Annotated in this window: 13 protein-coding genes and 2 CRISPR repeat arrays; of the genes, 4 read left to right on the forward strand and 9 right to left on the reverse strand. The window is 56.8% G+C overall.

The features are described from left to right. Positions 1-11 precede the first annotated feature (11 nt). Entirely contained in the window at positions 12-1406 is a 1395-nt protein-coding gene (gene gltX, locus ACZM8Y_RS06125; RefSeq protein WP_302552636.1) for a glutamate--tRNA ligase, read from the forward strand. A 1758-nt stretch (positions 1407-3164) separates the two neighbouring features. Then, positions 3165-4093: direct repeats of the CRISPR family, unit length 28 nt; unit sequence CTTCTAAACCGCCTACGCGGCGGATAAC. Between the two features lie 97 nt (positions 4094-4190). Here gltX and cas1f read toward each other — a convergent pair. The 9 genes from cas1f to ACZM8Y_RS06170 all read right to left on the reverse strand — a co-directional run bounded on the left by cas1f (position 4191) and on the right by ACZM8Y_RS06170 (position 18068). After that, positions 4191-5144: a type I-F CRISPR-associated endonuclease Cas1f gene (gene cas1f, locus ACZM8Y_RS06130; protein ID WP_337432347.1), complete on the reverse strand. Its 954-nt coding sequence runs from the start codon at positions 5142-5144 to the stop codon at positions 4191-4193. Beyond that, positions 5135-5734 (reverse strand): type I-F CRISPR-associated endoribonuclease Cas6/Csy4, encoded by a 600-nt coding sequence (cas6f, locus tag ACZM8Y_RS06135; protein WP_482333208.1) that lies wholly within the window; start codon positions 5732-5734, stop codon positions 5135-5137. The genes cas1f and cas6f overlap by 10 nt, the downstream gene beginning before the upstream one ends. After that, positions 5731-6780, reverse strand: a complete 1050-nt coding sequence (gene csy3 / locus ACZM8Y_RS06140) for a type I-F CRISPR-associated protein Csy3 (RefSeq protein ID WP_482333210.1) — start codon at positions 6778-6780, stop codon at positions 5731-5733. The genes cas6f and csy3 overlap by 4 nt, the downstream gene beginning before the upstream one ends. 23 nt (positions 6781-6803) lie before the next feature. Further along, complete coding sequence (locus ACZM8Y_RS06145) at positions 6804-7676, reverse strand: type I-F CRISPR-associated protein Csy2 (protein WP_482333212.1); 873 nt, start codon at positions 7674-7676, stop codon at positions 6804-6806. Then, positions 7673-8953, reverse strand: a complete 1281-nt coding sequence (locus tag ACZM8Y_RS06150) for a hypothetical protein (RefSeq protein WP_482333214.1) — start codon at positions 8951-8953, stop codon at positions 7673-7675. Before ACZM8Y_RS06150 ends, ACZM8Y_RS06145 begins: the two co-directional genes overlap by 4 nt. Before the next feature lie 14 nt (positions 8954-8967). Next, complete coding sequence (gene cas3f / locus ACZM8Y_RS06155) at positions 8968-12207, reverse strand: type I-F CRISPR-associated helicase Cas3f (RefSeq protein WP_482333217.1); 3240 nt, start codon at positions 12205-12207, stop codon at positions 8968-8970. A gap of 221 nt (positions 12208-12428) precedes the next feature. Beyond that, positions 12429-13296: a CRISPR direct-repeat array (repeat unit 28 nt; unit sequence GTTATCCGCCGTGTAGGCGGCTTAGAAG). Between the two features lie 687 nt (positions 13297-13983). Then, entirely contained in the window at positions 13984-15825 is a 1842-nt protein-coding gene (locus ACZM8Y_RS06160) for an ATP-binding protein (RefSeq protein WP_479859087.1), read from the reverse strand. After that, on the reverse strand, positions 15822-17408 hold the full coding sequence (locus ACZM8Y_RS06165; RefSeq protein WP_479859088.1) for an ABC transporter substrate-binding protein: 1587 nt from the start codon (positions 17406-17408) through the stop codon (positions 15822-15824). Before ACZM8Y_RS06165 ends, ACZM8Y_RS06160 begins: the two co-directional genes overlap by 4 nt. Positions 17409-17411: 3 nt before the next feature. Continuing rightward, positions 17412-18068 (reverse strand): response regulator, encoded by a 657-nt coding sequence (locus tag ACZM8Y_RS06170; RefSeq protein ID WP_482333479.1) that lies wholly within the window; start codon positions 18066-18068, stop codon positions 17412-17414. A 169-nt stretch (positions 18069-18237) separates the two neighbouring features. Here ACZM8Y_RS06170 and ACZM8Y_RS06175 point away from each other — a divergent pair, with 169 nt between their 5' ends. The 3 genes from ACZM8Y_RS06175 to ACZM8Y_RS06185 are packed head-to-tail and all read left to right on the forward strand — an operon-like array spanning position 18238 to position 22602. Further along, positions 18238-19911 carry an amidohydrolase gene (locus ACZM8Y_RS06175; protein ID WP_482333481.1) on the forward strand — a complete coding sequence of 558 codons (1674 nt, stop codon included), beginning with the start codon at positions 18238-18240 and terminating at the stop codon, positions 19909-19911. Between the two features lie 26 nt (positions 19912-19937). Further along, the gene (locus ACZM8Y_RS06180; protein WP_479859090.1) at positions 19938-21173 is read left to right on the forward strand and encodes an MFS transporter; all 1236 of its coding nucleotides are present in this window, start codon (positions 19938-19940) and stop codon (positions 21171-21173) included. A gap of 10 nt (positions 21174-21183) precedes the next feature. After that, on the forward strand, positions 21184-22602 hold the full coding sequence (locus ACZM8Y_RS06185) for an outer membrane homotrimeric porin (RefSeq protein ID WP_482333483.1): 1419 nt from the start codon (positions 21184-21186) through the stop codon (positions 22600-22602). Positions 22603-23450 lie beyond the last annotated feature (848 nt).

Raw genomic sequence — 23450 nt, forward strand, 5'->3', positions numbered from 1 at the left:
AGGAGTTTTTCATGTCTAAAATCATCACCCGGTTCGCGCCGAGCCCGACCGGGCATCTGCATATCGGCGGCGCCCGCACCGCGTTGTTCTGCTGGCTTCTTGCCCGTCACTACGGCGGCGAATTCCGCCTGCGTATTGAGGATACGGACACCGAGCGCTCGAAGCAGGAATATACGGACGCGATTCTGGCTTCCATGCGTTGGCTGGGGCTGGATTGGGATGGCGAGCTGACCTATCAGACGCAGCGCACGGCCCGCTACAATGAGGTCATCGACAAGATGCTTGAAAGCGGCCATGCCTACTGGTGCTCCTGCACGCCCGAAGAAGTGGAGGCCATGCGTGAGGCCGCCCGTGCCAAGGGTGAAAAGCCGCGCTATGATGGCCGGTGCCGCGACCGCCATCTTGACGCCGCGCCCGGACGTGTCGTCCGCCTGAAGATCCCTACCGAAGGCCGCGTTGTGTTCGACGATATGGTGAAAGGGCATATCGCCACGGATGTTTCCGAGCTCGACGACATGATTCTGCGCCGCAGTGATGGGATGCCTACCTACAACATGGCGGTGGTGGTGGATGACCACGATATGGGGATCACCCACGTTATCCGCGGCGACGACCATGTTTCCAACACGCCGAAGCAGATCCTCATCTATCAGGCGCTTGGTTGGGAACTGCCCGTGTTCGGCCATGTGCCCATGATCCTCGGCAAGGATCGCCAGAAGCTTTCCAAGCGTCACGGGGCCCGTTCCGTGGTGGAATACCAGAATGACGGCCTTCTGCCGCACGCGCTGGTCAACTGCCTTGTCCGCCTTGGCTGGTCGCACGGCGATCAGGAGCTGTTCTCCATGCAGGAACTCATTGAGCTTTTCGACGGGAAGAATCTGAACAGCTCCGCTTCCGCTTTCGATCCCGACAAGCTCCTGTGGTTTAATGCCCATTACCTGCGTGAGACGCCGCTTGACGAGCTGGCCCGTCTGGTTCTGCCTTTTATCCATCAGAAAGGCTTCACGGACGCGACGGAAGCATCCGTTGAGCCGCTGCTTCCCTTGTACCGCGAACGGGCAAAGAATCTTATCGAGCTTGCCGACGGCCTCGCCCAATTGCTCTGCAAGTCCGCCGATCTGCCTTACGACGAGGCGGGCGTTGCCAAGTGGATGACGGACGAAGGCAAGGAGCACGTGAAGGTTATCCGTGATCAGCTTGCCGCGCTTCCTTCCTTTGACAAGGAAAGCATTGAGCATGTGATCCATTCGTATGTGGAAAGCCTCGGCGTGAAGTTCAAGATGGTCGCGCAGCCTGTGCGTGTGGCAATCACCGGCGTGATCGGCGGCCCTAGCTTGCCGGAATTCATGCTTGCCATCGGCAAAGATGAGACGCTCGCCCGCATGGATCGCGGTTTGGCGTTGTAATTGAAAGGGTAGGGGATAAGGCAAGCGGGGGAAGGGAGGGGAAAACTTTCTGTAGAAAGTTTTCCCCTCCCTTCCCCCGACCCCCCATCCCTCCTCTTTCAAAGACTTTTGACCTTATTGAATCCCTATTCGCTGTTTGGGGTGGGAAGATATGTCGTCCTGATTAGGCTTCGAACCTCAGCGGAGCATAGGAATGGGCACCCTAGGCCGTGTCGTTGTTTTTTATATAACTATTTGAAATTGCTTAAAATAATCTTCATGATTTGAAAAAATAGTTAAATTAATTTTAACATATTATATCTGATGGCTGTGTTATAGAAAATGGTTGATGCTCTTTTCCCTGAAGCTCCAAAGGGATAACCGGCAAAATGCCTTATCCGTGGCTCCAGCCAAGGGGAAAATATAAGAAAAAGAAAGTATTTTCACTATATTGCTGAGATAAAACAACCATAAACTATAACAGAGCCTATCTGATTGACGACACGACCTAGCGTCGCTGTCGAGCAGAAAGCCCGCTCCGGTAATGAGATGAACGCGCCCAGCTCATAAGCAACTCCGCTGCATTGACGATTTCATCCGCCATTCTAGGATGTCCTGCCGAGTGTTTGGCAAGGCTATGTCATAGAGAATGGTTGATGTTTTTTCTTGAAATTTCAAAGGAATAACCAGTAAAAGGCCTTAGCCATAGGTTCCAACAAGGGAAAAACTGGAGAAAAAAGCTGTATTTTCACCACGCTGTGGTGATGAAACAACTGCATAGTATAAAGGAGTCTTTGGCAAACATTCTATAGAAGTTTTCGCATGGGGCGTTGAATGCATCAATGGAAGGCGTCACGGCGATGCTGGGGAAATGGAATTGATGCTTGCCCGTTGCCCCTCCCCTTTGAAGGTTTCCATTATCCTCTTTTCATGTTGCAGCGTTTTCCATCTGGTAGGCGTGAAGCGTATCCTTGATACGTTCAAGTTGCAGGGCGTCCAGATTCAGCAGCTCATTGATGGGTGTCCAGGCTTGGCAGTTCATCTAATTCCGCACCGAGTACAGGCATTCTGTGGCCCGACTGAGCTGAACTGGTGGAATCTATACTACTTTTCTGATGATCTTGCCGACTTCTTCCCTCAGAACAGTCTTCCCGTGCATACCTTATCTCCATATTGTCTCGTCGGAAGCCCAACTCGGCAAAACGCCCGGCAGTATCTACAAGTATGGAAATATTGCCGTATTATTGTGTATTGGCGAAGTATGCCTCGGATGGGTGCGCATGGTGAAATGCCCATTTCTGTCACATCTGCCACAGTGACGTTAATGCCGCTTCGAGAACTAACCCATATGTGTTAGGGGGAAACAGCCAGCCCGACTTACAGGAGTTTACGAGTCCAGTCCCCTCCCACGCTTGTGGGGGAAGATTCATAGTGTTGGGCTGGGTGAGAGTGTGGTTGAGAGCTGCCCCGTGTGTGGAAAACCCTTCAGTCGATGATGCCGGATGTAGGCGTACACATCCGACTTGCTCCAGTGCGCGAGGAAGAAATGCCCTCGTTTAGGACTCACCATACTGCCGTCGTCCTTGGGCATGGCTTGGCGTACGATGGAGTCCGTGATGCGTTCCCCCACCGCGATCCACCAGATGCCGGGCTTCGGCCGTGCGTAGGTGTATATATCGGGGAAGGATATAAGCGGTACGACGAAATCATATCCCGGAACATGCCGTATGGGGAAAATCTATGAGTAATATAACCGCCGAGTACTCCATTTTTGGTCGTTTTTTTACCCGCCTACACGGCGGATAACGTAGCTGTAAAGCCGCATTTCTTCGGCCACATGCTTCTAAACCGCCTACGCAGCGGATAATGTAGTTCTCTCCGAGAGCCACCGGGCACTCGTCTTCTAAACCGCCTACGCGGCGGATAACGCAAAAGCCAGCGGCGCGGAGAAACCGCGTAACTTCTAAACCGCCTACGCGGCGGATAACATACGGTCGCACAGCGCGATCACTGTGTCTGGCTTCTAAACCGCCTACGCGGCGGATAACCCGTGCAGACGGCGGTGAAGAAATATCCGGGCCTTCTAAACCGCCTACGCGGCGGATAACTTCAACCCGGAAACCGCTGAGGGTATCTATCACTTCTAAACCGCCTACGCGGCAGATAACCCCTCCCCATATCCTTCATACGTCCCCCTTTGCTTCTAAACCGCCTACGCGGCGGATAACTTGGTCATGGCATTGCCGAGCGAAAGCACGTTCTTCTAAACCGCCTACGCGGCGGATAACCCGGAACTCCGCGCCGTTGGAGGCGCGCCGGAACTTCTAAACCGCCTACGCGGCGGATAACGTATGTGGTGCTTCACCGCCTCCGCATATTCTCTTCTAAACCGCCTACGCGGCGGATAACGGCCGATGATGACGCCGCCCTCGTCGGCCAGCTTCTAAACCGCCTACGCGGCGGATAACCAGAACCGTTTCCAGCATCCCGTCGTCCACTTCTTCTAAACCGCCTACGCGGCGGATAACCCGTCATGCGGCATATCTGCGGTGACGCTGACCTTCTAAACCGCCTACGCGGCGGATAACTTTTCATGTTCGCTCCTTTCGCGCCGGGTTCACTTCTAAACCGCCTACGCGGCGGATAACTCGGGATCGGCGCGCCAGTCGGCGCAGAGATACTTCTAAACCGCCTACGCGGCGGATAACTGGAGATTGTAAAACCAATATATTTATTTTTCAGTATGTTGGATTTCAAATCCGTTAGAAGGTTTCGTTTTGGTAAGCTGAATACAACATATTTATATCATACATTTTTTACACACAAGCCTTTCATGAAGTCAAAAAGAAAGTCTAAAACTTCTTTTTCTTGGCAGTGCTCGATAAGGCGTTGCCGAAAGTCTTTTTGCGTTTCTCCTTCCTTGGCGCACTCAAAAGCCAGCGGCATGACATAACCATCCTTGACCACGTCTGCGAGGTCAAATACCAGCGCGCCCCTTCGCGTCTTCCCGTGCAGGATGGGCATGGCGAAGCTGATCCCAAGACCGCAAAGCACCACAGCGGCATACCCATATGCGATATAATTGCCATGATCCAGAAAGCCGTTGCAGACATCAGCTTTTGAGGTTGAACGCCGCGCCCCTTCTTCGCGAACGAAAGAAAATCCATGTCCTCGTGCCAGATCCGCATATAAACGTTTAGCCCAGCGTGCCTCCGCCAGCAAAAGCTCCTGAACATCCTTGGCCTGTTCCAGATCCGAATGGAAACGTTCCAGTACGGCATCGGGCAGGGCTATTCCCAGTTTTTGCAGGTAGCTGTTTTCCCGCCAGCACTCCGCCGTCATCTGCGCGCGCCGCCTGAGAAAGTTGCGGGCTTTCTCCAGTCGGAGCGCCGGGTCAAACCACATTTCCGCCCATGCCTGCATATATTCAGTTGGGCGGTATTCGCTTTGCGGCGTCATAAAAGCGATGTCGCATACACTGAACAACGGTGAACCTCCCGTTCCGCAAAAGCCCACCATTACGTTGGATGCCGCCATACGGCGCATGGCGGCGTCCGTAATGGAAGTGCCTTTGCCCAGCAACAGGAACGCCGTGTTCCGTTCGGGAATGTTGAACATCTGCTCGAACTCACCCCCGTCCTGCGTCAGGTAGACGATACGGTCATCCTGTTGCACCACGCGGGCATGTTCGAGATAAAAGACGTTGGCCCGTTTGGAGAGCTGAAGCGGTCTGGGGTTGGTTTGCCTTTTTATGCCCACGGCAACTCCGGCAGGCTAAAGGGGCTGCTGGTCACGCAAAAGCCATAACCGTTGGGTGCGCATTCCCCGCTTTGTGGTTCTCCTTGTTCGCGATTTACCACCAGTGAAAAACGCTGTCCCGTTCTTGCGCTGCGCAATATGAAGTACGTCATTTGGGCCTTGCGGGCGGTTTCCATGCGCCGTTTCCTCAACAGTCCGTGCTCTTCTCCCTCATGACGATCCGAGGCTAGCGAGGGCACTCTGTACCTGACGAAACGCACCCAATCCCCGCAAAAATCATCGGGGACGGCCCGTGGATAAGACAATCGCGCATAATCCCGGAACCACGGCTGCGAAATCACGTTTTTCGCCAGCCCGTCCAGATCTTCGCGGGAGGAAGCGAACACGCGCAGAGTCCCCGTCAAGGGGAGAGGCAATGTGGGCAATTGCTCCCTTCCGGGGAATGCTACGGCAAACGTCCCGGGGCGTTTGGCAAATACGCCGTGCAGCAGGCCCAGCATGCGGCTCCGCAGCATCGGCCCGCTTATGCCCGTATCGCCTCCTAGAGTCAGCGGCATGGCATCGCAATACCATTGGGGCCTCATGATCATTCACTCCCCGAAAAGACGCCGCCGCGGATGATGCAGGCCAGCAGGAACAACCCATCGGGCGTCATGGGATCCAGCTCGCCCACGCGGAGCATCAGCTTGAAGCCGGAAGCTTCGCCCTTGTTGCGGAAAAATTCCTGCGCATCGAGGCTTGCGCCGTTGGGCTCCACGGGCAGCGGCACACCGCGCTCTTTATAGGCCGGATACCATGTATCGATGGTTCGCAGGGCATTGCCGATCTTCTGGTCACGCAAGGCCGCCTGTCCCATGACGCGTACGCTGTGCTGATCCTGTCCGTCCGGTGCGCCTCCCACGCAATACAGGGGACGGGCAAAACCGCGAGCTTTATTTTCGAGGTAGTTTTGCGAAGGGAAGACTTCAACGGCCCCACCGACTCCCGGATCGACATGGGCCGTCACCCGCAATTCCGTTGCCGGGTCGCCTTTCCAGCCGCGTGCCAGCACTTCGGCCACAGCACGCTCGTCACCGCTTATCTCTTCAAAATGGTTGAAGGGGGTAGCCAGCGCATCGAACGTTTTCTTCGTGCCGTCTGGCAAGAGCACGTCAACGGCGGCGGAACTTGCCACAGTGCGGTTGCGCCACAAAAAACGTCCGTTGGCGATGTTGCGCACATAGCGGCAGGCCAGATGAACCAGCGCGTCACTGTCCTTGGCCCGGCCGACGAACTCCGCCAGATCCTTCTTGAAGGCGTTCAGCTCGCCCATGGAGTCATTCTGTCCGGGGGCGCAGGCGAACAGCGCTTTTCCCACGTCCATGCCACGCAGGTTGAAACGCACTTGCAGGGCCGACGCATTGGCGTCGAGCTTGGCGCTGTCCGTGGTCTGGATGTTGGATACTTCCTCCCGCTTGGCGCTGGCGGAAGCCGCCTGCCCTTCTTTGCTTGACTTATTGATGTTCTGCGTCCCGCGGATGCCGTGCCTCACCACCCACAGCGGGCTCAGGTTCCCGTTGCCCAATTCGTTGTAAAAGAGGCCGTCTGTCACCAGAAGGCAGCGCTGAAACGACAGTACGCCCGGAAGCTTGTTCATTTTTTTGCCATGCCAGTATCTCCTTACATCTCCTCAGGTTCCGTTTGTTCTTGCCGCAGCACGAATGCGCCCCGCCGATCATCCAGCCATACGGGGCGCCAGAGGGTTTCTTCCTCCCATGCGGGGGACTGGAGGTTTTTTTTCGCATCCGCTTCCTTCCGCCGCTGGCGCAGGGAACGGTATTGCACCATGCCCACCAGAGGCTCTGCAAAGGCATGCGTATAGCCGCAGCGCACCCCGCCGCGGTGCTCGAACGGCGTGATCGCCGCGTAGCCGAGGCAGGCTGCGGACAGCCATGTGTCGTTTCCTTCAGCCGCAGGCTGCATTCCCAGCGCTTCAACCAAAAGATTTGCCTGATTTTTATTTTTATTATTTTTATTTTCGAGTAGATCCCGCCTGTCCATAACGGCATACCCGTTCCCGACGCGAGCAAAGGCGGACGTCAAAGAGTCTTCAAGCACGATTTCGCCATGCCCCGTCACGAGCCCGCCGGACAGGCGCGCCCGGTGCAGGAATTCACGGGCTTCCATTACGCCCGCCACCTGTTCCAGCTCCCAGATGATGCTCACGCGCAGATGGGCGCAGGCCACGGGCTGCAAGGAAAGGGCGTGCGGGTTCTTTGAGGAATAGTCGCTGCCGTTGGCTGACTTGCCGAATGTAAACGCGGCGGCCCGTCGCTGTTGCGGCGAAAAGACGCCATAAAAAGATTGCCCCAACGCCTCACGGTTATGGTGGATCAGGGCCATCCCCATCACTTTAGCCCCTCCGCCCAGATGGAAGCAGAGCGCCTCTCCGAGGCCGTAGGCGGCGAAGACCGGCGGCCCGCCCATGAGGAAGGATGCGGAAAGCATGTTGGCGGCCTGAACCCGCACGCGGGGAAAGACAAGGTAGTTCATCGAAACGCCTCCTCCAAAAGCCCCGCAACCGCCGCGGTCGCCGTCACGTCCAGAACCAGCATCCGGTTTCCGTTGGCGCGGGAGGCCCGTCCCATGCCGTCGATCACCAGCCATGCCATGTTGCGGGGCCATGTACCGTCGCGTAAGGCGGGATCAAGCAAGCCGCGCATCGCGACCGGCTTCAACTCCGGCGAGACCAATGCCTCGGTTCCTGTTTCGGGATTCTGTTCTTGGGGGAGCATACCGGCATAGTCCCGCAGCATCTCCCGAGCCTCATCAGCCCGCTGTAGGACAATGTCGGCGATGTCCTTTATGAGGTTCTCTTCTTTGTCTCGCCTTTTCAAGTCAGTTCGTTTGGTCATGGAGGACGGTTCCTCGTTGTCCAGCTCATGCCGCCGCCGAAAATCCACGTAGGCGAACAGGGCTTGCCGCAAGGGGCCGGGCGAGGAAAAATCGAGGGAAATCCCCTTGTAATAGAGGGAGAAGGCGGTTCTCAAATCATCCGCGCTGCGTGGCGCATCCACAAAGAGCGGACGCTGCATGGCCCGCACAAGCCCACCGACATTCTGAGGGTTGGAGCCGCCGATGCCGAACTGCGCCTGCCGCAGCTTGCGCATCTTTATGCTGGGGCCGTTTCCCGCCCCTTCATCGTTTTCGGGGGGGGCGGCAGGCTTTTCTTCCTTGTTTTCGGGGTTTCCGACAGACTTTTTTTCCTTTTCGTATGCGGCATTATGGCAGGACACAAGCCCATGGTCCTTTTCAAACAACAGTTCGCATACACCGCCCGCGGTTATGGGCGTCATGGACACATACCCGCCTTCAGCCCCTTCTTTTGGGATCAGTATTTGCCGTAAACGGTGATCCACATGCCCAACGCCGACGCTGAAAGCCGAGGAACAGGCCTCGGTCATGGCATGTTCAATAGCCGCACGTTCTTCGGGGGATGCGGCTTCCGCAAACGAATTGTTGCGTACTACGGCGTTTACCTGTTTGCAGATGCCCGCCACCGCCGCACCGCCTTTGCCGTAATCCAGCGAAAGGGATACATTCCTTGCCATCAGCGTGCGCGCCGAGACATAAGGGGCGTCCAGTACATCATCCGCAGTGAGGCGAACCCCTACGAGGGCCGCATTGGAGTTGACCGTTTTTGAGCTGAAATGAACAAGTTCCGCGATTGTGTCGCGATAGGTTTCCGGTGGATAGGCTTTCCACGGTTTTTCTTTCTTGGCTTGGCGTTGCTGTTGTACGCCGTCCGCCTCCATGTTCGGTTCATCCATTCCTTCTCTCCTTGTCATTCCGCTGCCGGGCGGCGGACGATGCCGAATCCCTTGTCATATTCCCATCTGTCCGTATCGCTGTATGAAGTCAGTTCAGCGGAGAGCGCCCGCGCTTCGTCCACTCCGACGGCCCCACATTGGGCGCGCATGGTTTCGGCATCCAGCCACAGCCACGCATTGGGCAGGGCATCGATTTCCCGGAAGGAGCGTTCGTCGCGCTCCACCCACTGGCCGCCCGTGCCGCGCCGTTCCCCTTGATACACAAAAGTTTCGTAGACATCCCCAAGGCGGTCGGCATCGCTCCCCAAGCGCCACATTTCCGTCTTTCCCGTACGATTACGCAGCGGCGTCGCGTCGTAAACCCATTCGGAAAGCAGGGCGGCCGGCGAACGCTCCGCAACAAAAGAGTAGTCGCCGCTCTTTGGCCCGAAATACGGAAACAGCCGCTTGGCGATAGCCTTGTCGTCGCGTTTGGCAAGACGGCAATCCCCGCCAAGGCGCGTGTCCGCCGTTATGGTCAAGCGTCCCTCGCGCCACGGCAGGATTTGGGCCAGATCATGAATCGTATACCGTTCCCGGCCTTCCCCTTCATAGCCGGGCCAACAGAACGCGGGGGCGTTGGGTTCGCCTCTGTCGCTGTTGCGGCAATGCCGCCAGTTGAACTGCGGCACGGCAATGTTGGGCATATCCCCATAAAGGCGCAGGCGGTGACGGTTGACCCTGCCTGCGGCCTGTACCAGCGACTGGGCGCTGGATACGTCCAGCACAGCCCAATCGAAGTCGTGATCCCGCCCCACTTCTTCCACCGGCGTGGCGACCACGATGAAAGGCACATCCGGGCGCCCTTCGCGCGCGGCTTCATCCAGAAAGGCACGGATCTCGCGGTCGGCTGCAATATGCTCGTCGCCTTGGGCACGGGAAAGCAAAAAGTCCAGCCTTTTTTCCTTGTAGAAACGGGCGATGCGCCAGTCGTTCGCATGATAGCAGGCAACGCGCGCCTGTGGCAGTTCCTTCGCCAGATGCCGCGCCACGTCCACGGCTGTTGCAATGTTCGCCACGCGTACCAAGCCGAAGGAGTATGCCACACCGGAGCGGGCATCCGTCAGGGCGTGGCGGGCATGCAGCTTTTGGACTCCCGCCGTTACGGCATGCATCCATGCGCTGACGCTTTCCTCAGCCATTGGGAGCAGTTCGGCGCAACGGTATGCGGGTAGGGCGGCTATGGCCTCCAATTGTGCGGATACCCGGCTGTCGTACAGTGCAAGCAAATCCGCGGTCTTTTCCTCCCGGTTTTTCCCCGGCGCATGGGGCACGGCTTTTATGGACGGCGGCAGCGCGTCATCAATGAACGCCAGCACATACAGCGGCCTTGCCTCGGAAGGGGGATTTTCCCCGTCAACGCAGCCATTTTTGCCACGCCGCAATGCGCGCGCCATTTCCGCGCCGGAAGCATAAGCCGCTTCCACGGCCTGCGCTACGGGGTGGGACAATGTGGCTGAAGAACAGATGACGCTGCGCCCGAAAAACGCACTCCATTGGACAAGGCGCAATACGGCGACAAGGGATTCAGGTTCATAGGAATCGATTTCGTCGAGGACAAGATCGGCACTCATGAGGCGCAGCAGGGCTTTGACGTGGTGTCCCTGCCGGTGCGGTTCTCCGGCGGCGATCAGGTAGTCGATGGTGGAAACCAGCAGAGGGGCGCCGACGATGCGCCGTTCCTGCGGCTTGGGAAAGAAGGATTCCAGCCATGCGGGCAACGGCCAGTTTCCGCCGGAGGTCAGCGCTTCCGGCTCCGTAGGGTTGCCGTCATCGTCTGCCCATGGGGCGGCAATGTTTTCTTTCTCTTTGAGGTTGGAGGCATTGAAAAGCGCCCGCGTCACGTCATCGCCGATGACCGTAGCGAGATCGCTGTCGGAAAGGCCAAGTTGGGACTGTAGGGCCTGCCCCGTTTGCAATGTAAGGCTGCGCAGGTTTAAGGCGATGGAAAGCCGGGGAGCGGCGCTGCGGGAGAGCACGCAGGCCGCGCGCACGTTCATGCGCGTCTTGCCGCTGCCGGTTCCCGCCATGTTGAACACAAGGACGCCGCTTGCGGGGTATCTTTCCCGTGCCTCGGCCAACGCATCAGCCGCCGTATTTTGCCATGCGAAGCGGCTTTCCGGTGCCGCCGGGCGTAAGACGGCCTCCAGTGAGCAGGGCTGTAGGCCCGTCAGGGAGGCTTCGGGGCGCTCCGCAAGGTTCGCCATGCGCCAGACCAGATCCGCCGCTTTTTCCGAAACGTGGGACAAATGGTCGGCAAGGCGCTGGTTCAAACGGCGTCCGTCGGGTGAGACATGCGTGTTGGCAAAGGCGGAGGAAGTCTCTTTGCTTGGCGGGCACTCCAGCGCCGATACCGTGTGATCCGCAAAGACAAGAGCTGCGCGGGCATACAGGAAAACGGCTCTCCAGTATGGAAGCCACGCTTCACCTGCCATGCCGGTGGTCGCAGAAGAAAGGCGTTCGTCCAGCCGTCGCGCGATCTCCCAAAAGGAGTCTTCAGGCTCAGACCACGGGGTGAAAAGCGCGTCATCGGGCGGGCAGGGCGGGCTTTCCCGTACAAGCCTGCCTTCCGGGCAAGGCAGACGCGAGGAGAACAGGCCATGATGCGTGGAAACAAGCGCATCCACGCATTCCTGTGCCGAAGCAAGCCCATAGCGCGAAGCGTTGCAAATTCTCCGTTCTCCTATGAGCATGTCGAGACGTTTTTCATACACGTCCGCCCATGCCGCCTTCCAACCCATGCCGGATCGCACCGCCTGCCATAACTTGAGTGAAATCCATTCATGCCGGACGGCATCAGCCAAGTCGGCTTTCCCCCGCAGTTTTTTCTGGAATTTCAGGGAGTATTTGCCCAAGTCATGCAGCAAGCCCGCTAAACGTGCCGCTAATCCGGCATGGCGAACCCATTCGGATACGCTTATGGGGGCGGCAACCCGGCGATGCCCCACCGGAAAATGGCCTTCAGGCCCAAAACGTCCCCGCGCCCCTACTATCCAGAGCAATTTCATGCGGCGGCGTCCGTCGTTCTGGTAACAGGCCACGGAGGTCTGCCGTGTGGCGCTCCGGGCCAAAGCTGCGCGCACTTCCTGCAGCCCTTCGGTCGTCATGGGCGACATCCAGCAGTGCTCCCCGGCACGCAAGGCGTAACTGTCCAGTATGGCGCGGCTGCGGCGGATGGCCCGTTTCTGGCATGCGGAGATAAAAATGACGTGCATAGGAAAAAGATACCCGTTTATATAGATGGACGCAATATGGTAATATGGTACGGATAACAGCGTGTTGTCTTTTTTGATGCTTCCTTTTGGCTTCATAAAAATATTGTTCGGAAAAATCTTTTGGAATAAAGTAGTTAAAAAGAGGCGGAAAAAACGAAGTTATTGGAGAGCCTCAAGATGCAATCCTTTGAAAGATAAGGATGTTGTCTTTCAGAACTCTGGTTATCCGCCGTGTAGGCGGCTTAGAAGCACCGCAACCGAGGGAGGAATGCAGGCCGTCGGTTATCCGCCGTGTAGGCGGCTTAGAAGATGCGGTGCGTTGCGGACGGCTCGCGGGAAGAGTTATCCGCCGTGTAGGCGGCTTAGAAGGTCCGCGCCGTCTCTGTTAACCTCTGCAATAGGTTATCCGCCGTGTAGGCGGCTTAGAAGACCAACTCTCGGTGTGGATTTGCGCAGCGAAAGTTATCCGCCGTGTAGGCGGCTTAGAAGGCATGGCGAGATAAAAAGTGCAAATAAGCAGTGTTATCCGCCGTGTAGGCGGCTTAGAAGGATGAGCGCGGCGGTACGGTTACTCACAGCGCGTTATCCGCCGTGTAGGCGGCTTAGAAGAGAAAAAGAGCTCAAATTCCTACAGGTTGGATGTTATCCGCCGTGTAGGCGGCTTAGAAGCATCTCCCCGGCGAGCTGACGCATGACGGCGTGTTATCCGCCGTGTAGGCGGCTTAGAAGTTGACCCTGATGCGCGGGACGCACCGCTCAAGGTTATCCGCCGTGTAGGCGGCTTAGAAGAAACACGACGCTTGTTTATGCGACAGTGTAAAGTTATCCGCCGTGTAGGCGGCTTAGAAGTGTGGATGGAATGGGCAGAAATGATTCTTTTCGTTATCCGCCGTGTAGGCGGCTTAGAAGTGATCCCGGAGCACCCTGCGGTGCAGCGTGGCGTTATCCGCCGTGTAGGCGGCTTAGAAGACAGGGACAAAAAATCCGTCTGTCCCGATCTGGTTATCCGCCGTGTAGGCGGCTTAGAAGTTGCTGACTTCCACCTCTCCGCCGAGCAGATTGTTATCCGCCGTGTAGGCGGCCTAGAAGTCTGGTGTATCTTAAGCAGAGTCGCTGGTCATCTGTTCCTCAAGAAGCGTGACCATCGGATTGGACAGCGGAGGGGCCTACCTGTGGGCGTGGTTTTTGGCATTGTTGGTGTGACGGGATGCCGTTCCATGACGCGGGAAGGCTTTGTTGCGGCGTGTTGTGAGGGCTACGAGGCTAAGGTGTACGGTTTCGCATGGGGGCTTGCCAGCCTGTGTAAGATCGTGTCGGTGCCCATTAAAGGTAGGTTACCCTGTGGCCTTGGGAGGACCCGGAACTGACGTTATGCCCCGGATGGTATGATAGGAATGTCTTGGGTTGTTCCTATAATATATTTATATAAATGAATTTTTGTTTAGCTAAAAGGTGCTTTTGTACAGAGATCGATCCAGACAGGATTTGAGCGGGCCGGGAAGGGAGTAGGGGGCGTGGGGCTGTGCGTCGGTTTTCCCTGCTTGTCATGGCTGGAGAGGGAACAAGGGGCGGCCTTGCGTGGAATTGCCCGGCGTTGTATCGGGTAGTTTGACGGACATGGAAGCGGGCAGGGGGGAGATCCCTGAGCCGCTTCCATGCGCGGGGTTTCCAAGGACGTTGTCGTCCGCATGGTGCCTGAGATGCGCCGTCAGCTTGCGGGCCTCCCCGTAGGGGTGGGAGCCGAACTGAACCGATTCCGCTGGCCGGATCCTCTCGTTAACTTTCCCAATAGGCAGTAAGTTGGGTGCCCTTATTGGGCTTGCTCCGTAGTATAAATGTCCCTCCGCTTAACTCCACCCGTTCTCGCATACTTTTTAGGCCGCGCCCCGTTTTCTGCATTCCCATAGCCGTCGTCATGTCGAAGCCTACGCCGTTGTCCGTAACGCTGACTTTCAGTGTGTTCCCTTGTTTTTGCAGACGGATCTTGGCGGATGTTGCCCTGCTGTGTTTGGCAATATTGTTCAGGCTTTCCTGAATGACCCGGAAAAGTACGATACGCAGCGCCGTGGGAATGTCGTTTTCGTCCACATCGGCGGCGAGTTCCAGCCGCAAGTGTGAATATGCTCCCTGATAGTCTTTGCAGAACCATTCCAGAGAAGTAAGCAGGCCTACATCGATATGGGCCGGGCGCAGTTCATTTTGGATGCGCCGGAGCTGGCGGGCCAGCCCCTTGACCAGATCGACGGCCTCGGTAAGCGGTTCCTGCACCCTGATGGCGTCCGGCCTGTCCAGCATCAACAGTGCCCGCTCGATACCGAATTTGATTACGCCCATTGTCGCCCCAATGTCGTCGTGCAGTTCCGCCGCCAGCTTGAAACGTTCCTCCTCTTGCGCCTGAAGCAAACGGTTGGACAGGCGTTTCAGCTCTGCCGTCCTGGCCGCGACCTGTTCTTCCAGCCCCGCGTGGGATTCTCGCAGTTCGTGTTCTCTGCGTTCTATTTCATGCACGAAATAGAATACGGAGCGGGCCATCTCGCGGATTTCCCATGCCCCTCCATATGGGATATGGGCGGAAAACCCTTGTGTCCGCAGCCGCATACAGTTGTTGAGGCGAATGACGGGCCGGATGACGTTCCGTGCGAGGTAAAGGTACGTCGCCGCGATTACCGCCAGCACCAGCACGACGAAACCGTACAGGAGCCCTGAAAGCCCCGACACCCGCTTGGAAAAGTCGTCTCGTGCGTGCTCGGCGTCGGTTTTGGCCTGTGCCATAAGCTGCCCCGCTACGATCATGATGGATTCGGACAGTGCATCCATACGGATGGTCAAGGCGGCGAATTGCTGCGAGACGACATGCTGGCGCTTGAATGACGGGATAATGCCGTTTTCCCCTTGTGCGCACAGGATGAGTTTGTCATACAGGCGGTTGGCTGTTTCCACCATCCCAGAGGTATGTGGGGAAGGCGGGACACGTGACAGATCGGCCCGGATGCTGCGTACCCATTCGTACATCTCGGAGGTCACACGCAGGCCATAGGGGACGTCTAGATCCGTGCTCAACACGAGAAGCAGCGAGAGGATTCTGTAGGCTCCCTGCTTCCACGCTTCCAGCGGCTCTACCCCGGAAACGTCCAGTGCGATGAGCTCCTCCGAAAGCGAGCGCAGGCTCTTGACCTGATTCTGGCGCTGTTCCCGCAATGTGATCCATCTGGTAATCAGCGTGTTCACGTCGTCGGCAATCCCGCCAAGCGACGAAAGCTGTTCCTTCAAGCTCTCCACCTTATCTTCATACAGCCCGATGGCTTCCAGCCGGGACGCCATTCCCTCCGCGTCATCAATACGTTCCTTCAGGGTAATGATGATGGCCTCGCGCACCAGCTCGCTGTCCGTCTGCATCAGGCGGAACATCATGCCGCGGAGCCATTCGCATTCACGGACAAGCGCGGTCGTTTGGGTCAGGACGGGGATTTTTTGTTCGGCGGCCTGCTCCAGCATGGCGTTGATGTCGCGGAAGGCGAACAGAAGCACGCCAGCCAGCAGTACGAACGCCGTCGCAAACAGGAGCAGGGGAAGGCTGGCCATGCTGGCAAGGCCCAGCGGGTGGCGGAACAGGTTCATGGATTTCCTCCCTGAAAAAGGGAAGGCACTTTTTCGATCCCATCGAGAGGGGACATGAGCCCGAGCCCAAGCTGTTCCAGATGGCGCAGGGACGGCTGCGCAACCAGCGCGTATGGGCTGGTCGTCAGCCACAGCAGGGCATTGTCTTCCACCAGTTCGCGTTGCAGCCGATCGTATAAGGCTTGCCGCCTGTATGGGGTGGCCTCTTCACTGGCCTGTTGCATCAGGACTTCAACCGTGTCGTTGGCGTATCCCCCGGAATTCGTCCATACGATCCCCCGCCCACTGTTGTTCTTGCTGTAGAGGCGGTGAATCCCAATCACCGGATCATACCAAGCGAATAATTCATCCAGCACCACCTGATAATCTCCGGTCACGACATGGCGCATCCAGTCGGAAACGCTTTCCGAGTCCCGTGTGCGGACTTCGATGCCCAGCCGTGTGGCGAGTTCGTACCGCAGCAGGCGCAGAAGCTCACGGGGCAGGGGGGAGTCCGGCGAATAATCCACAATAATGGAGAAACGCTTACCATCTTTGCCGCGTGGGTAGCCTGCTTCGTCGAGCAGGCGGTTGGCTTCCGCAATATCGTGCGGCGCGGGGATCGGCGTGTGGAAAGGCGCCCCCGGAGGGAAGGGGCCTGACAAAGGCTTCACCATGCCGTGCAGGAGGCGATCCGCAAGGAAATTTCTGTCGATGGCGAGGGCGAAGGCCCGCCGTACCTTGTGATCGGAGAAAGGCTTTTGACGAAGGTTGTAGGAAAGTACAGTGTACGGATGGAGGTTGCCCAACGGCAGGACGGTGACCGGCACGAATTTGTAGTCGTCGAGGAAGCGCCGCAGCTGGATGCACGAGGCGAAGAGGTATATGTCCACCTCTCCTGAGGCAAGGGCGAGAGGGATTTCCCCTTGATCCCAGAAAATGCGGAACGTCAGCCTGTCCGCAACCGGCCTGTCCGGAAGAAAGAAGAGAGGGTTCCGAACGAGGCGGATGGAGCGATCCGGGGTGAAGGATTCCAGCATGAAGGGGCCTGATCCGACGGCTTCCCTGTTGGCGGGATGTGTGGGGAAAGGGTGCCTGTCATCGAATACGTGCCGAGGGAGGATGGGCACCAGCGCCGGCACGAGCACTTTCGGCAGCAGGGGAAACGGGCGGGAGAGCCGGACTATGACGGTGTGCGGGGACGGCGTATCCACACGTGTCACGGATTCGAGCATTGGCCGGAAAGGGTGGTACTCGCGGCTCATAAGGATGGAGTAGGCTACGTCGTCCGACGTGATGGGGTGGCCATCATGAAAGAATGCGTTTTCCCTTAGCTCGAAACGGACGCTGAGTCCATCCGGGCTGGTTTCCCATGATTTCGCGAGGTATGGTACGGCGTTTCCCGCCGCGTCCACCCTTGTCAGGCCGGCGTAGAGCTGGACTCCCACGGTCGCTACCGTACTCCCCGACAACAGCGCGGGATTGAAATGGGGGGGCGTGGATTCGAGGGCGACGACGATTTCCTTTATGCCGGCGGCGGAGGCGGGGCAGGAAAACGCCCAGAGGAATGCGGCGCAGTACAGCGTCCAGAGCATCCTGCGCATCGTTCACCGCCTTTTCATATCGATAAGGCCGCATTCCAAAGCGAACATCGTGATTTCACGGACATTGCGCAGTCCCAGCTTGCGCATGAAATTCGTCCTGTGGGTGACCACCGTTTTCTCGGCGACGCTCAGACGGGCGGCGATTTCCTTATTGGAGCAGCCTTCGGCCACGAGCTTGAGGATCTCGCGTTCCCGCTGGGTGAGCTGCTCCAACGGGGAGGCTGTCTCTTCCGTTTGTTCTCCTACGCACCAGTCGATCATGGTGCCGGTCAGTTCCGTGCTGACATACCGGTTGCCCCGGAGCACGGACTGGATGGCAAAGAGGAATTCTTGGCGGTCTGCCGTCTTGAGGAGATAGCCGTGCGCGCCAGCCTTGAAAGCCGCGCGGATGTGCATGGAAGTGGCGTGCATGGAAATGATGAGGATGCGGGTGTCGGGGCACTCTTTGCGGACATGCCCGATGACCTCCAGGCCGTCCCTGCCCGGCATGGACAGATCGAGCAGCAACAGATCCGGGCGGCAGGCCGCAGTCACGTCCACGGCCTCAAAACCGTCTCCGGCTTCACCGGTGACTTCCAGCCCCTCCCCCAACAGAAGAAGCTGTTTCAGGCCGCTGCGGAACAGGGCGTGATCCTCCGCGATGACAATGGATACGGACATGGGGCACCTCCGTCGGTTCCTTTTTCAATAAGCCGAAATCTTTTCTGAAACAATACGGTGTTTATTCTTCTTTTCTAAGGTGCAGGCCGGATTGTCCGGGAGAACTGCCGTCCGTAGAGTGGTTCCATGACAGAACTCCCCTGTACCCTTTCCCACAAGGAGGATCGTTATGGCAATACGAGAAGGCACAGGCGCGGTTCCGCAGGTTGCGGATACGGTTTACGGCAATGGAACCATCCTGACGATGAATCCTGCACAGCCTGAGGCTGAAGCCGTGGCCGTGGCTGGGGGCGTCATCATCGGTGTGGGCACCCTGTCCGACATGAAGGCGCTGTGTGGTGCGGAATCCCGCTTCGTCGATCTGCGCGGCAGGACTATGTTGCCCGGCTTCATTGATGCGCACAGCCATTTCATCGACAACGCGGCCCGGACTCCATGGGTCAATATCAACAGCAAGCCTCTCGGCCCTGTGGAATCCCTTGAAGATATGCTCCGGCTGCTCGGCGAGCGTGCGGGGAGAACCCCCGAAGGGGAATGGATTGTCGGTTGGGGGTATGACGACACCCAGATCAAGGAAATGCGCCATCCGACAAGGTTCGATCTGGATGCCGTCAGCACCAAGCATCCCATCGTCATCCAGCATATTTCTGGCTGGGTCACGGCCGCGAATTCAGCGGCGCTGCGCTTGGCAGGGATTACGCGCGACACGCCTGATCCTGAGAATGTGGTAATCCGGCGTTCCGCCTCAGGAGAGCCTACCGGCGTAATCGAGGCCAGCCACTGCCCCGTGCTGGCGTCAGTGCCTCCGCTGGATCAGGATCAGTTTCTTGATGCCTTGTCGGCGGGCTCCGAGATGTACCTTGCCAAGGGATGCACTACGGCACAAGAGGGGTGGGTGGCTGATCCAGACTGGTTTCCGCTCATGGGCGAAGCCTTGAAAAGGGGCACCCTCAAACTGCGCCTTGTCCTCTACCCGCTCGGGCAGGACATCAGCCTTGAAGAGTATGCTCGCGTATTTCCGAATGTTCCTTCCGGCGCACCGTTGGACGAGGACGGCAAGCTCGTCATGGGTGCCACAAAGCTGTCGGCGGACGGCTCCATTCAGGCATATACAGGCTTTTTGAGCCAACCTTACTATAAGACGCCGGAGGGCAAACCCGGATATGTGGGATATCCGTCCAACAACTTGAAGTGGCTTCGGCAGCGTATCATCGACTTGCACGGCAATGGGCGCCAGATTGCGGTTCACTGCAACGGTGACGCCGCCATTGATGCGGCCCTTGACGCCTATGAAGAAGCGCAGCGCCAGTTCCCTCGCGACGATGCCCGGTTCATCGTCATCCATAGCCAGATGGCACGGCCCGATCAGATTGAACGCATGTCCCGCCTTGGGGCGATACCGTCATTCTTCATTACCCATACCTATTTCTGGGGGGATCGGCATTACGCCATCTTTATGGGGCCGGAGCGCGCCGTACGCATGAGCCCGGCGGGTGACGCCCTGCGATGCGGCCTTCCCTTTACCCTCCATAACGATACCTTCGTTACTCCCATCGATCCCCTCCTTCTGGTCTGGTCAGCCGTCAACCGCCTCAGCTATGGGGGGCGGGATCTCGGCAAGGCCGAGCAGGGCGTCCCTGTTTTGGAAGCGCTCAAGGGCATCACCATCAATGCCGCTCGGCAGGGTTTTGAAGAGGGAGTCAAAGGCAGCATCGAACCGGGTAAATTCGCGGATTTTGTCGTTCTCGACGAAAACCCGCTTGCTGTCGATCCCATGCACCTTAAGGACATTGAAATAGCGGCCACTATCGTGGGGGATGTGCCCGCCTACGGTACCCTCTAACGGCGGCCTCGGCCGAAAGGACTGTCATGACGAACATTAGCAAATATATGCGCCTGTTGGCTCTGGGAATCACCTTTTCCGCATCAATGGCGCTCCCTTATGTGCATATTAAATTTTACGATGTCATCCGTGAAGCTACACAGGCCACCAACAATGAGCTCGGCCTGCTTATGACCATCTTCACCGGCGTGGGGATGCTGTTGTACATACCCGGCGGAGTGTTGGCCGACCGCGGATCGCCGAAGAAGCTTTTGATCACCTCGCTGGCGATGATGGCTGCCCTCAATACGATTTTCGCCGTACATACATCGTATGCGATGGCACTGCTCATCTGGGCGCTGCTCGCCGTTTCCGCCAACATGATCCAGTGGCCGACGCTCATCAAGGCCGTCCGTGACACGGGCAGCAAGGAGGAGCAGGGACGCATGTTCGGTACCTTTTATGGGGCTACCGGCATCTTCTCTTCCCTTATAGGCTTTGCGGGGGCGGCACTTTATTCCAGTGTCGACGATCGGATTCAGGGCTTCCATTATATGCTGTACGGACAGGCCGTCATCGCGGTGCTCGCGCTGATCGCCGTGGCCATGTTTGTCGACGACAAGACTGAATACAACCAAAACGTCAGTGTCCCGGAGGAGAATCCCTTCAAGAGCGCGCTTACGGTCATGAAGCTTCCCGCCGTATGGCTGATGGTCATTTTGATCTTCTGCGGCTACGGCATGTATATCGGCATCGCCTATATGACGCCTTATACGACGAACGTACTCGGCGTATCCATTACCTTCGGGGCCATACTCGGCACTATCCGGGCTTTCGGCCTCCGTATTCTGACCGGGCCCTTCAGCGGCTATATTTCAGACAAGATAGGCTCCACCGCCAAGATCCTTATGCTGTGCTTCCTTGTCCTCATAGGGATGCTGTTCGTGTTGCTCCGCCTGCCCGCAGGCACCTCCAGCACGGTGATTATCCTGCTCACTATGCTCTTCAGCTTCTTTGGGCTGGTGGTATATACTATCATGTTCTCATGTATGGAAGAAGTCCGCATTCCGCCGCAGTACACCGGCATCTCGGTCAGCGTGATCAGTCTGCTCGGCTACCTGCCCGACGGCATTTTCTCACCCTTGTTCGGGCATTGGCTCGATGTCTACGGCAATGAAGGCTATACGGTCATCTTTTATTTCCTCGCAACGATTAGCCTCATCGGCGCGATGGTAAGCCTGCTTATTTATCGGCGTGGCAAGGCCATGAGAAACGCTCAGTAAGGAAAGCAACATGAAGCGACTAGCACTCTTTCTTGCCGCCGGGCTTATCCTGAGCACCGGGACGGCAGCGCAAGCCGTGGATTTCAAAGTCAAGGGTCTATCCCAACACCGGCTTTCATGGGCTGACCGCAATTTCGCCAAAGGAAACGGCGATGACAACTTCAAAGCCGCCAGCCGTCTGCGCACCACTATTGAAGCGGTTGTCTCAGAATCCCTCAAGGGCGTGGTTTTTCTTGAAGTCGGACATCAGAACTGGGGTGTCGCCAAAGATGGCACATCCCTTGGTACGGACGGGAAGCAGGTCAAGGTAAGCTGGAGCTATGTTGATTGGAGCGTCCCAAAAACCGAGGCGAGGGTGCGCATGGGGCTTCAGCCGTATACGATCCCGACGTTTACAGGCACGGGATCGCCCATCCTTGATGGCGATGGGGCGGGCATCTCCATTTCCAACCGCTTTTCTGAAAATGTGGAAGGCACATTGTTCTGGATCCGTCCGGGAAACGACAACGCGTCCGAGGAAACCGGGAAAAGGGCTCCTCATGATGCGATGGATTTCATCGGCATCACGCTCCCCCTATCGTTTGAAGGAATGAAAGTCATCCCTTGGGGGATGTACGGTATCATCGGCCGTGATGCCCTGTATGGCAGCGCGGGCGATTTGGAAGTGGCGGTAGCGGGCCTGCTGCCCCAGTTTGCTGCTCCCTCCGTCGTGTCCCTGTCTGACGATGCCCACGGGGACGCGTGGTTTGGCGGCGTCGCTTCCGAACTGACCGTGCTGGATCCCTTCCGATTCGCTTTTGATGCGGCTTATGGCAGTGTGGATATCGGTTCCGCACCCGCAAACGGAAGGAAGCTCAATCTGAAGCGCTCCGGCTGGTACGCGGCTTTTCTCGCTGAATACAAGATGGAGAACGTCACGCCGGGGCTGTTGTTTTGGTATGCTTCCGGGGACGACGCCAACCCGTGGAACGGATCGGAACGCATGCCGTCTCTTGATCCTGATGTGTATGTGACTTCCTACGGCTTTGACGGAACCTACTATGGCGGCGCGGCCCAGACTATGGGGTACGGGTTGTCCGGCACATGGGCGGTCATGGCGCAGCTTTCCGATATTTCCTTTTTGGAAGATCTCAAGCATACCGTTCGGGTAGTGTACTATCAAGGTACCAATAATACGCAAATGGTTCGGGAAAAGGCCGTCACCAATCCACAGGACACTGTATACAGTATGCTTTATCTGACTACAGGGGATAATGCGGTCGAGGTCAATGTGGACTCGTCATACAAGATTTACGAAAACCTTTCCTTATACTGGGAGCTGGGATATATTCGGCTGGATATGGATGAAGCCCTCTGGAAAAACAGTGTGGGCTACGAAGCGAACAAGAATAATTTCAAATGTACGTTGTCTATGATTTATACTTTTTAAAATGGTTCTATTACTGTACTTGTTCGTTTCATATTCATAACGCGGTGGACATACGGATTTTTATCCAGTTTTTCCCATTGGCGGAATATGGCTAAGGCACTTTGTTGGTTATTCCTTTTGAGCTTCAAGGGAAAAGCATCAACCATTTTCTATGACACAGACTTTAAAATTTCCGCGCCATATTTCATGGCAGAAAAAGAAGAGTTTTTCTTTTGGGTCACCGAGTATTCGCTGAATCCCAATACATAAACTCCTCTGCCTTAGACGATGAAAGCCTCGGCCAGTCCAAGCTGCCGGGGCTTTCGCGCGGGCTGTCCCGTCCCCAAGCGGCTGTTGATGGGGTCGAAGGGTATCCGTAGGAGGCTTTCGTTACCCCCCATACCAGCCCCTTTCTACTGTGAGCATGGTTTCTTCGGTTTACCATAGGTGTTCGTATATCGCCCAACATGATCGCCTAAACCCTATTTTTCATCGTGTTGCCTGCCTGATTGACGGAAATCCACATTTTCAGCTCGGCTCTATAGCGAGTTCCCTGCACTTCTCCCTTCACGCCCTTGGCGTTTCTGATGATAAGCTCCACGAGTGTGTTTTTGTTGTATTTTTAAACTCTCGTAAGAGGATACTTTCATCCAATATATAGCACCTTTTTCTGAAGGCTGTGTCCTAGAAAATGGTTGATGCCTTTTTTCTTAACGTTCCAAAGGAATGACCAGCAAAATACCTTAGCCCTAGATTCGGATAAAAAGACTGTATTTTCACCGTGCTGTGGAGATGAAACAACCACATACTATGACAGAGACTTTCTGAAAAAGGTACTGAAGGTTTTTTGGGGCTTCGTCCCTGGCTGG

The organism is Bilophila sp., from assembly GCF_057864385.1.